This window comes from Brevibacillus daliensis, from assembly GCF_021245735.1.
GTDB classification, from domain to species: domain Bacteria; phylum Bacillota; class Bacilli; order Brevibacillales; family Brevibacillaceae; genus Brevibacillus_B; species Brevibacillus_B daliensis.
In genome coordinates, this window is sequence record NZ_JAJISB010000001.1 from 58,204 (window position 1) to 70,230 (window position 12,027).

At 42.1% G+C, this 12,027-nt stretch carries 11 protein-coding genes; 4 read left to right on the top strand and 7 right to left on the bottom strand.

Going from position 1 to position 12,027, the window contains the following annotated elements; all coding sequences use genetic code 11:
- The first annotated feature begins 191 nt into the window (after nt 1-191).
- From LM917_RS00310 to LM917_RS00325, 4 genes are read left to right on the top strand one after another with little or no spacing between them, the layout of a single operon-like run.
- A complete protein-coding gene (locus LM917_RS00310) occupies nt 192-1,163 on the top strand; it encodes a metal ABC transporter solute-binding protein, Zn/Mn family (protein ID WP_232695402.1) in 972 nt (323 codons plus the stop codon).
- A gap of 16 nt (nt 1,164-1,179) precedes the next feature.
- Nucleotides 1,180-1,968, top strand: a complete 789-nt coding sequence (locus LM917_RS00315) for a metal ABC transporter ATP-binding protein (RefSeq protein ID WP_232695403.1) — start codon at nt 1,180-1,182, stop codon at nt 1,966-1,968.
- The gene (locus tag LM917_RS00320; protein WP_232695404.1) at nt 1,965-3,308 is read left to right on the top strand and encodes a metal ABC transporter permease; all 1,344 of its coding nucleotides are present in this window, start codon (nt 1,965-1,967) and stop codon (nt 3,306-3,308) included. The genes LM917_RS00315 and LM917_RS00320 overlap by 4 nt, the downstream gene beginning before the upstream one ends.
- Nucleotides 3,305-4,186, top strand: coding sequence for a metal ABC transporter permease (locus LM917_RS00325; RefSeq protein WP_232695405.1), 882 nt, complete (start codon nt 3,305-3,307; stop codon nt 4,184-4,186). The genes LM917_RS00320 and LM917_RS00325 overlap by 4 nt, the downstream gene beginning before the upstream one ends.
- Before the next feature lie 72 nt (nt 4,187-4,258).
- Here the strand turns inward: LM917_RS00325 and LM917_RS00330 are convergent, their stop codons facing one another.
- The 7 genes from LM917_RS00330 to LM917_RS00360 all read right to left on the bottom strand — a co-directional run bounded on the left by LM917_RS00330 (nt 4,259) and on the right by LM917_RS00360 (nt 11,776).
- A complete protein-coding gene (locus tag LM917_RS00330) occupies nt 4,259-4,666 on the bottom strand; it encodes a RidA family protein (protein WP_232695406.1) in 408 nt (135 codons plus the stop codon).
- A 209-nt stretch (nt 4,667-4,875) separates the two neighbouring features.
- The gene (locus LM917_RS00335; protein WP_232695946.1) at nt 4,876-5,964 is read right to left on the bottom strand and encodes a M24 family metallopeptidase; all 1,089 of its coding nucleotides are present in this window, start codon (nt 5,962-5,964) and stop codon (nt 4,876-4,878) included.
- 131 nt (nt 5,965-6,095) lie between these two features.
- Entirely contained in the window at nt 6,096-6,995 is a 900-nt protein-coding gene (locus LM917_RS00340) for an ABC transporter permease (protein WP_373688742.1), read from the bottom strand.
- A 14-nt stretch (nt 6,996-7,009) separates the two neighbouring features.
- The gene (locus tag LM917_RS00345) at nt 7,010-8,014 is read right to left on the bottom strand and encodes an ABC transporter permease (RefSeq protein WP_232695407.1); all 1,005 of its coding nucleotides are present in this window, start codon (nt 8,012-8,014) and stop codon (nt 7,010-7,012) included.
- 77 nt (nt 8,015-8,091) lie between these two features.
- Nucleotides 8,092-9,747, bottom strand: coding sequence for an ABC transporter substrate-binding protein (locus LM917_RS00350; RefSeq protein ID WP_232695408.1), 1,656 nt, complete (start codon nt 9,745-9,747; stop codon nt 8,092-8,094).
- A 68-nt stretch (nt 9,748-9,815) separates the two neighbouring features.
- A complete protein-coding gene (locus tag LM917_RS00355) occupies nt 9,816-10,787 on the bottom strand; it encodes an ABC transporter ATP-binding protein (protein WP_309241909.1) in 972 nt (323 codons plus the stop codon).
- 17 nt (nt 10,788-10,804) lie between these two features.
- Nucleotides 10,805-11,776 (bottom strand): ABC transporter ATP-binding protein, encoded by a 972-nt coding sequence (locus LM917_RS00360; protein ID WP_232695409.1) that lies wholly within the window; start codon nt 11,774-11,776, stop codon nt 10,805-10,807.
- Nucleotides 11,777-12,027 lie beyond the last annotated feature (251 nt).

The window sequence follows — 12,027 nt, forward strand, 5'->3', positions numbered from 1 at the left end:
AACACCCCTGAAGATAGTTACATTTTCAGGGGTGTTTTTTTGTTACCGTTTTAGTTGCACATAAAAGGTGATGAGCATGACCAAAAAAATTTCTTTAATTTAAAATTGTTGCACAAGGGCAAATGTGTATGTTAATGTTTACCCAGGGAAACATTTTAGGTTTAATATAAAAAAATTGCAGGAGGACAATTATGGGATTATTCAGAAATAAGCTTTTTAGGCATCTAGTTATCGTTTATGGTTTGCTAGGTTCAATTCTTCTGGCAGGTTGCGGTGCTTTTTCAGAATCCGCCTCTCCTTCCGTTCAGACTGAATACCAAGGAGATAAAAAATGGAAAGTAACCACAACTATCGGAATGATTGCTGATATTACGAAAAATGTTGGCGGAGATAAAGTGGAGGTCACACAATTGATGGGTGCTGGTGTTGATCCCCATCTATATAAAGCATCGCAGGGTGATATCAAACGAATAGAAGAAGCAGATATCGTCTTCTACAATGGACTTCACTTGGAAGGGAAGATGACGGAAATTTTCGAAAAAATGGAAAAGCATAAACCTGTTATTCCAGTTTCAAAAAACGTTCCAAAAGATCTCTTGTTAGGCGATCCTACTTATCCTGACCAAGCTGATCCGCACATTTGGTTTGATGTCTCCCTTTGGAGAATGGCTGTTGAGCAGGTTCGTGACTCTCTGATTGAAATTGATCCAGTAAATAAAACGACATACGAAACAAATGCTTCTGCCTATATCAAAGAACTAGATAACATGCATGAATACGCCAAAGCACAAATTGCTTCCATTCCAAAAGAACAACGAGTACTGGTTACCGCTCATGATGCTTTTGCTTATTTTGGTAAAGCATATGATATCGAGGTTAGTGCTTTACAAGGAATAAGCACCGCATCTGAATATGGTCTAAAAGATGTTCAAAAGTTAGTAGATCAGCTTGTTGATACAAAAATAAAAGCTGTGTTTGTGGAATCATCTGTCTCCAAACGTTCGATTGAAGCAGTAATTGAAGGAGCAGCAGCTAAAAACCATCAGGTAGTCATTGGTGGTGAGTTATTCTCCGACGCAATGGGGAATCCAGGAACACCCGAAGGAACCTATCTGGGTATGGTGAAGCATAACGTCGATTCAATTGTCTCTGCATTAAAATAATAAGGAGGTTGTCCTCATGGGAATCGCTCATCCAGATTTACCGTTATCTATACGTGATATTACTGTAGCCTATCAAAAAAAACCTGTGCTTCGACACGTATCATTAGACATTCCTGAAGGTAGGCTGATCGGAATTATTGGTCCCAATGGCGCTGGAAAGTCTACCTTGATCAAATCGATTCAAGGTCTTGTTCCAGCAGCCTCTGGTCAAGTAAGTATTTACGGAAAACCTTTCAAAGAGCAACGAAAGCTGATTGGTTACGTTCCACAAAGAGAATCTGTTGATTGGGATTTCCCTACTGATGCTCTTGATGTCGTGCTAATGGGTCGTTACGGAAAACTTGGGTGGTTTAAGCGACCTAGCAAGCGCGATAAGGAATGGGCTATGGAATGTCTTAGTAAAGTGGGAATGGCCGATTACTCCAACAGACAGATAAGTCAGTTGTCTGGAGGGCAACAACAGCGTGTTTTCCTCGCACGAGCTCTCGCTCAAGAAGCGCAGATATATTTTATGGATGAACCCTTTGCTGGCGTAGACGCTGCCACAGAAAAAGCTATCATCCAGCTCTTGAATGATTTGAAAGCACAGAAAAAAACCGTGCTGGTTGTACACCACGACTTACAGACTGTTACAGAATATTTTGACTATATTGTCATGATAAACAAACGGCTCATTGCTGCTGGTCCTACAGAGGAAGTTTTCACTTCAGACAATCTACAAAAAACATATGGGGGGCGCCTTCAGTTTATCGGTGAACACACGGCTGTCCATACCGATACAAACAAAAAGGGGGCACTTGTATGAACTGGCTTCAAGTCTTGCAAGATCCTAACACACAATGGGTTCTTGCCGGATGTATATTGTTAGGCATTAGTAGCGGTGTGCTTGGCAGCTTTGCCTTCTTGCGGGGGCGTTCTCTTATGGGGGATGCGCTAGCGCATGCTGCGCTCCCCGGCGTTTGTTTAGTCTTTTTGTTAACAGGTTCTAAATCTATTGGTTTCTTCCTGGTAGGTGCCGCTATCTCTGGTTTGTTAGCCACATATTGCATCACCATGATAACCAAACATTCAAGGATAAAGGAGGATACCGCTCTCGCCTTGAACTTGTCTGTTTTTTTCGGAATTGGGATCGTACTGCTTACCTATATCCAGCACAGTGACAGCGGTAACCAAAGCGGACTTGATAAATTCTTGTTTGGTCAGGCAGCCTCTCTGGTGGGAAGCGATGTCAATACGATGATAGCTGTTAGCTCAGTCTTATTGATTATCACTGCACTCTTGTTTAAGGAGTTTAAGCTGCTCTCCTTCGACCAAGGTTTCGGCAAAGGTCTCGGCTTCCCAATGGGATTTCTAGATGGACTATTGATGGTTATGCTTTTAATGTCAGTCGTAATCGGCCTTCAGGCAGTTGGTGTCGTACTAATGGCAGCCATGCTGATCACGCCAGCAGTTACTGCGAGATATTGGACGAACAAATTAAGTACCATGGTTATTCTTTCAGGTTTGTTTGGGGCATTAAGTGGTGCTTTTGGAACTCTGCTCAGCACACAGATCCAGAACCTTCCGACTGGTCCTATTATCGTCTTAGGCTCCACCACCCTCTTTCTGTTCTCACTTCTATTTTCACCAAAGAGAGGGATTCTGTTCCGTTTTCTCAGATTCATGCAGGTTCGTAAAAAAGTACTGCATCAGGATATCCTACGTTCCCTGTATGATGTAATGGAAGATAGTAAAAAAGAGAATTCTATCCCGGCCTCTTTCTTCTCAGTGGAAAGGCTAGCAATCAAGAGTGGCAAACAAGCCCAAACTGTTGAAAAAGCATTGCGCACCTTGCTGAAAAAGGGATGGGTAACCCAGGATAAGGAAGATCCGCAAAAATGGGGATTTAATCAGAAAGGACTTCATGTCGCACATTCCCTGGTTCTAAATCAACGTTTATGGGATTTATTTCAGATGCACGAGCAAAATTTCCATGGCTACACAATTGACCAAAGTGAGGAAGAGATTATTCCTCAATTAAACGGTGTCCAATTGGAAATGATGTTAAAAGAACTAGAGCACCATAATATGACTCCGACACTAGTTGCTATTCAATCCTATAAAATAGCAAATCATACACCTGATCAAGGAGGTGTAACAGCATGAATAGTTTTTGGATTATACTAACTGGTTCTCTCGTAGCAGCTACGTGTGGCTTTCTTGGTTGTTTCCTTATTTTAAGAAGGATGGCTATGTTAGGAGATGCGATCAGCCACGCTATTTTACCTGGCATTGCCATCGCTTTTTTATTGACTGGTGGACGTGATTCTATTGCTATGCTTGTGGGTGCAGCCGTCATTGGCCTACTCACTGTTTTTTTGATACAACTCTTCCATCAAAGCGGAGTAAAATCTGACGCAGCCATCGGTGTAACTTTTACAGCATTATTTGCTATCGGTGTTGTCCTCATCTCCCTGTATGGTTCACACATCGACCTTGATCTAGATTGTGTGTTATATGGAGAGATTGCCTATGTTCCTTGGGACACCCTTGTCATTAACGGTGCAGAATGGGGTCCACGAGCTGTTTGGGGATTGGGCATCATATTTATAATCAGCTTGCTCGTAGTTGGTCTTTTCTTCAAGCAATTCAAAATTTGCACCTTTGATCCAGCAATGGCTGCAGCGATTGGAATTCCTGTTGCTCTCTTCCATTACTTACTTATGGGTTTAGTATCGATGGCTACTGTCGCCTCTTTTGAAAGCGTAGGTGCTATCCTTGTTGTGGCAATGATGGTTGTTCCCAGTGCTACTGCTTATCTTTTAACCGATCGACTTCCTGTTATGCTCGGGTTAAGCATGCTAATTGGAGTATTATGCTCAATACTTGGATATAGCCTAGCTACTTGGCTAGATAGTTCTATTGCGGGATCCATGACAGTGGTTGCTGGTTTATTATTTTTGATCAGCTTTCTTTTCTCTCCTCGTTATGGTCTTGTGTCAAAATGGCAGGTTCGTAGACAGATAAAGTTAGAGCTTGAATAGTATAGGAGGAATACCCTAGAGTTCTTGGACGATTCTCTTGGGTATTCTTTTATTGAACGTATTCAACGAGACCTACAAGTCCCCAACGGCGATTGCCTCAATCTCAATCAACAGTTCATCCCTGATGAGCTTTCGAACTTCAACCGCTGAGCTGGCTGGCGGATTCAGTGTATTGACGTACTGATCCCTAATTTCCCGTACAATCTGCATTTTCGAAATGTCGGTCAAAAAAAATGTCAATTTCACCACATCGTTAAAGCAGACTCCTGCAGCTTCCAATGCACATTTTATATTTTCGAAAACCTGTTTCGTTTGCGAGGCTAGATCGCCTGTACCGACCACTTGGCCATCCTTATTTAGGGCCACCTGTCCGGATACATAAATCGTCCGTACGTTCCTAACCTCCACCACGTTCGTGTAACCAAATGTTGCTGGCATCGTTTCAGGGTTAATAAATTTTACTTGTTTACTATTCTGCATCTAATTTGCTCCTCCCTCTTGGTCTTTTGAATCTACGACTGGTTACCATTTGTTAGGAAAAACATTTTAATACATCTAGGTCATCCCTGCCCATTAACTGAGTAGCATACAAGTAAGTGAAGCCCAGAAGTATATATTTTTTTCAGTTAATAAAAGAGAAGAATTCAAGATCCTTCTCTTTCATTACTGCTTATTTATGTAACAGTCATCTACAGAATTTGTAACTCTTTTGGATAAGAGGTCAACAGCTCTACCCCATTATCTGTAACAAACACATCATCCTCAATGCGAACGCCACCAACACCTGGCAAATAGATTCCTGGCTCAATTGTAAATACCATACCACTTACCAGCTTATCCTGATTAGCTCCGTGCACAGAAGGATATTCATGAACATCCATTCCCATACCATGCCCTAAGCGATGAGTGAAATACTCCCCATAACCACTCTCTACAATTACATCACGTGCTGTCTGATCTAAATGTGCGAGAGTAACACCTGGACGTACTTCTTTAATAGCAGCCAAGTTAGCTCTAAGTACAGCATCATATATTTCCTTTTGGCGCTCGTTGATATCTCCAACAGCAAATGTTCGGGTAATATCGGAGACATAACCATTCAGATAGACTCCCATGTCAAACAACAATAAATCGCCGTGCTCAATTTTTTTGGTACCAGGCTTGCCATGTGGTAATGCAGAATTGGCACCACTAAGCACCATAGTAGAGAAGGAAGGACCTTGTGAACCCAACTTCTTCATTAGATATTCCAGTTCCGCTACCATATCCGCTTCCGTTACGCCTGCTTTTACTCTGCTCAGACCTTGGCGAAGAACCTCTTCAATGACTTCACACGCTTTTCTGATCTTGCTAGCTTCTTCTGGACTTTTTTTCAGTCTCATTTGACGCAGAGGCTCCTCTACATCCACAAACGCTGCAATATCTAGCTCGTCTACCATTCTTTCATAAATCTGCATAGTAAGATGGCTTTTTTCAACAGCCAGCTTGGCTATGCCCGCAGGTAGAGCTTGCTTCAGAACCTGATAAGGATTCTGTGTATCTGAATGCGTCTGAATGTTGGTAACACTAGACGCCGCCATTGCTGCATCCTTATCCAATGCTGGTACAATCAGTACAGGTTCCCCATCGCGAGGAATGACCAGACCGAGAAAACGCTCATGTGGGTTGGTATTAAATCCTGTTAAATAGTACACATGCATAGGAAGTGTTACCAACACTGCGTCCGCTTTTTGTTCCTCCATAAAGGAACGTAATTGAGAAAGACGATTTACATCCATCTTTTCCACCAATCCTTTCTTAAATCGTACTTGTAGCATACCATATGCGCCAATAAGGAAACCAAATCAAAAATTACGGAGGATGAAAAAGAAGGTGTTCCATAGAGATGAACACCTTTTGGTACAAACTATTAATTTTTCATTCTTGGATCAAGTGCGTCGCGAAGACCATCACCAATCAGGTTAAATCCAAGCACCGTTAGTACAATGGATAGACCTGGGAAAATAACGGTCCACGGAGCTTGCTGAATGTATTCTCTCGAATCAGCCAGCATTTTTCCCCACTCTGGTTGAGGTACCTGAGCACCCAATCCCAGGAACCCTAATGCTGCTGCTTCCAGGATAGCCGTAGCAATTCCTAGTGTCCCCGTAACGATTATTGGTGCTAAGCTATTTGGCAAAATATGTTGCATGATAATTCGGGAATTCTTCATTCCCACTGCTCTTGCAGCCATTACGAATTCTTCCTCTTTCAGGCTGAGTACCCTGGATCGTACTAGCCTTCCATAAGTGGGTACGTTAATAATCGCGATAGCCATCAATGCATTCTGCAACGAAGGTCCAAAGATAGATACAATCGCAATCGCAAGCAAAATACTAGGAAAAGCTAACATAATATCAAAGATACGAGAAATAAGCGTATCAATCCATTTCCCATAAAATCCAGCCAATAACCCTAGTATAGTTCCCATCACAATAGAGCCTATGACAGAGAAAAACCCAACCCAAAGCGAAATTTGTGCTCCATATACGACTCGGGTAAATACATCACGTCCATTATAATCCGTTCCAAACCAGAACTCAGCTGATGGTGGAAGATGTTTATTCTTTAATTCTCCCTGATCATACTCAAAACTGGTTAAAAGTGGTGCTGCAACGGCAACCAAAATGAAGAAAGCAATTATACAAAAGCCGATAATGGCCATTTTATTCTTGCGTAATGTTCGCCAGGCATCCCGCCAAGGAGAAACAGCATGTCCTGCATGGTCTTGTACAACAACAGCCTGTGTATCAGGTGTAATTTGTCCCACTGATGAAAACCTCCTTAGCGATATTTGATTCGTGGATCAACATAGGCATATAGCAGGTCTACCACCAGATTAATCAAAACGAAGATGACTGCAATAACCAAGATACCTGACTGGATTACCGGATAATCCCGATTGTTAATCGCAGTATATATGTAGCTGCCAATTCCAGGCCAACCAAAAATGGTTTCCGTAAGAATCGCACCGCCAAGCAACATGCCAAGTTGTAAACCGACGATAGTAATAATGGGAATCATGGCATTTTTCAGTGCATGCTTGTACACCACAAAGAATTGTCCAAGCCCTTTGGCCCGAGCAGTACGAATATAATCCGAACGCATAACCTCAAGCATACTAGATCGGGTGATCCTAGCAATGATCGCCATTGGAATGGTTCCAAGAGCAATTCCTGGCAAGATTAAATGCTTCACAACATCATTAAACTGATCCCATCTACCTGCCATAATCGTATCAATCAGATAAAAATGGGTGATTGCTTCCACAGAATCGCGCGCATTATCACGTCCTACAGAGGGAAGCCATTTCAATTCTTGTGCGAATAACCATTGTTCCATTAACCCGAGCCAGAATACTGGCATCGATACTCCAATTAAAGCGATTAGCATACAAAGATAATCAAACCAGGAATTTTGTTTCCAGGCTGAAATAATACCTGCGTTAATACCTACGAACAAAGCAAAAATCAAACTGAATATTGCCAGTTCAGTAGTGGCAGCCAGATAAGGTCCAATCTCTCCACTAATCTCTTTTTTCGTTAGAAGAGAGGTACCCAAATCCCCTGTCACGACATCTTTTACATAAGAAAAATATTGCTGATACCAAGGATTATTAAGCCCCAGGTTTTCACGCAATTCCTCTACAGATTGTGGACTTGCCTTCTCACCAAGAATCGTGAGTGCAGGGTCACCTGGAATGGCGTGGATGATCGAAAATACAATGAGCGACATGCCGAAGAGTACTGGAATCAGCATAATCAATCGACGTACGGTGTATGCCAGCAAATAATCTCTCCTCGCTTTCCTTGGCTTAAAAAACAAGGGTAAGAGCCAGATTTCACTCCTACCCTTGCTCTGTTTTCTTATTCGAAGTAAACGTGCTCCAGACTTTCGTTACCTTTTGGATGTGGAACATACCCTTTAAGTTTTGCGCTCGCTGCAATTGGTTGCGTGGAGTGAACTAAAGGAAGCATGATAGCTTGATCAAACAGAATTTGTTGTACTTCTTTATAAATCTCGGTACGTTTTGCTTGGTCGACTTCTGATTGAGCTTTTAGCAGTAAGTCGGTAACTTTTTCATCCTTGTAGAAGGAGCGGTTACTACCACCAATATTATTTTTATTGAAGTGATTGTTCAGGAAGTTGTCTGGGTCTCCATTGTCACCTGTCCAACCAAGCAGATACAGTTCCTGCTCACCTAGTCTGGTTTTTTCCAGATAAGTTGCCCAGTCCATCGAAACGATTTCTGTTTCAATACCAACCTTCTTCAGATCTTGTTGCATGGCTTCTGCCATCTTTTGTCCATTGATGATGTAAGGACGCGGTACAGGCATTGCCCAGAACTTCAGTTTCAAACCGTTAGCATGACCTGCTTCGGCAAGCAATTGCTTCGCCTTTTCAATGTCTTGGGTACGATCTTTAATTGAATCGTTATATCCCCAGATGGAAGATGGCATTGGGTTAACAGCAGGTACAGCGAAATCGCCATAGAATGCTTTGATTAAGCCTGGCTTATCGATCGCATAGGCAATAGCCTGGCGAACTTTCTCATTATCTAGCGGTTTCTTCTCCAGGTTAAAACCAAGCCATCCTGCATTCATAGATGGACGTTTAAATAATTGTAAATCTTTATTATCCAGAACCCTTTGCGTGTCATCTGGGTTTAAGCCATCCATGATGTCAATCTCACCAGAGGTAAGAGCAGTCAAACGGGCAGAGTTGTCAGGGATAGAGCGGAACACGATTTTTTCCAGCTTAGGTAAACCTTGTTGCCAGTAGTCCGGATTCTTTTCCAGCGTAATAGAATCATTTCGTTTCCACTCAACAAATTTGAATGGACCTGTTCCCACTGGATGCTCCATAAATTTATCTTTGTCTTTCTTAATTGCTTCAGGTGAAGCAATAGCAAACGGGAACATCCCTAAATTTTGCATAAATGGTGCAAGTGGACGATTCATTTTAAAAATTACAGTAGATGGATCTGGAGTTTCAATTGAAGCGATAATGTGATTTGGATCGCCCTTATATCCACCAAACATATCGTTGTAATACTCGTAACCTTCTTTGTCATGGTATGGATTGCTCTTATCCATCCAGCGATCAAAGTTAAATTTGACTGCTTCTGAGTTAAATTCAGTACCATCATGGAATTTAACACCTTTCCGAAGCGTAAACGTATACGTTTTTCCGTCTGGTGCAATCTCCCATTTTTCAGCTAGTCCTGGGATGATATTCGTATTATCTTGTTCGTAGGCAACCAGTGTCTCCAGAACGTTCTCTGTTACCCTAGAAGATTCACCATCTGTAATACGAGCTGGGTCAAGACCTACAGAATCTCCACCGCGTCCCACAATGATTGTTGTTTGCGCTGGTTTTGGCTCTTCTTTCTTCACTTCAGTTGGTTTTGTCCCCTCAGCAGGCTTTGGATTGGAAGCATTTTCTGTGCCTGCGCAACCTGCCAATGCAAGAGAAACGGCCATCACTCCAGAAAGTGCTGTTGCCAGTTTTCTTTTTTTCATTTGTACTCCCCCTAGATTCTATATTCATGCAGAGAATCTATAAAAGATTCTGCTCATCATGACACTGGTTAGAATTCTTCATACAGATGACAGGCTACCAGATGGTTATTGCCCATATTGCGGTTTTCTGGTCGTACTTGTTTGCAAATATCCATCACTTGTGGACATCTGGTATGAAACGTACATCCTGATGGTGGATTTGCCGGGCTGGGTAAATCTCCCTGAAGGATAATTCTTTCTTGTTTTTTATCCGGATCTGCAACTGGGACGGCGGAGAGGAGTGCCTTGGTGTAAGGGTGCAGTGGATTGGTGTAGAGTTCATCTTTATCTGCAAGCTCAGCGATTCTGCCTAGATACATAACGCCCACGCGATTGCTAATATGGCGAACAACACTTAAATCATGGGCAATGAACACATAAGTAAGTCCAAATTCTTTTTGCAGGTCTTGCATGAGATTAAGGACCTGCGATTGAACCGATACATCCAGAGCTGACACAGGTTCATCAGCTACAATTAGCTTCGGATTGAGCATGAGAGCACGAGCAATTCCTATTCGTTGCCTCTGTCCACCGCTAAACTGATGGGGATAGCGCGTGGCATGATAGGGGGACAAGCCCACTACTTCCAACATTCGCTTTACTCGTTCCTTACGTTCGGCTGAAGAGGAGATACCATGTACAATCAGCGGCTCTTCCAAAATTTTACCGATGTTATGCCTTGGATTAAGAGAGGCGAATGGATCTTGAAAAATGATCTGCATATCACGCCGCATTCGCCGAACTTCATCTTGTTTCATAGCGCTTACATTTTTTCCGTCAAAAAGAATCTCACCTTCAGTTGGTTCAATCAATCGCAATATGGAACGCCCTGCTGTTGACTTCCCACAACCACTTTCGCCTACCAATCCTAGTGTTTCTCCTTGTTTTACAGTAAAGGAGACATCATCAACGGCTTTTACCTGTGCTTGCGTGCGACCTAATACACCACCAGAGATGGGATAGTACTTTTTAAGATTATTTATGACCAAAAGATCTCCCACATGCCTGCTCCTCTCGATTATTGTTCATGTAGCCAGCATCGGGATAAATGACCGGCATCCGTTTCAATAAGTTCAGGGTTTAAAGCTCTGCACTTGTCCATGACAAATTCGCAGCGAGGGGCAAAACGACAGCCTTCCTGAATTGCTCCTGGTAACGGAACATTTCCTGGTATGGAGTAGAGTCTCTTCTGACTTTCATCCAACTGAGGAATAGATTTAAGTAGTCCTTGTGTATATGGATGTTTTGGATTTTTCAGAATAGCACGTGTGGTGCCTTGTTCAACAATGTTCCCGCTGTACATAACGATTACCCGATGACACATTTCGGCTACAACACCGAGGTCATGAGTTATCAGCATGATGGCGGTTCCAGATTCTTCATTCAAGTTGCGCATTAAGTCTAGGATTTGTGCTTGGATTGTTACGTCTAGTGCTGTGGTAGGTTCATCTGCGATAAGAAGTTGTGGGTTACAGGCCATCGCCATTGCTATCATGACGCGTTGTCTCATTCCGCCTGACAATTGATGGGGGTATTCATTCATTATTTCTTCTGCACGAGGTATTCCGACGCGCCTAAGCATTTCAATACCATGCTTTTTCGCTTCTTTTTTACTTGCTTTTTTGTGGATTAAGATAGATTCTGTGATTTGGTTACCTATTGTGAAGACCGGATTAAGGGAAGTCATAGGTTCCTGAAAAATCATCGCGATCTCATTTCCACGAATCTCTTTCATTCTCTTTTCGCTCGCCGTTGTCAGATCTTCATCCTTGTAACGAATGCTGCCACCTACGATTCTACCAGGTGGACTAGGAATAAGCCGCATGACTGATAGGGACGTTACACTTTTTCCACATCCCGATTCTCCTACTATCCCTACAATTTCACCTTTATTGATCGATAAATGAATACGATCAACCGCCGGAATTTGTCCTCGATCGGTAAAAAAATGGGTCTCAAGGTTCTCAATGTGTAAAATCTTCTGCGTCAAAGGGACCGCACCTCACTATACCAGCGTATTTTATAATTATAATATTTTGATAACTTAGATAATTATTGCATTTTATCAGAAAACTAGCAACATAAAATTATTTTAGTCAGCTTAAATATAAAATATTTCTTTCACAATCTGCTTCCTACTTATAATGATAAAGTAATTGTTTGGAAAACAAATAATTCTTTACATAAATGCAAAAAAGTTAATCAGGAGGAAAACCACCCCTCTGTTTAACTTTTTTAAGA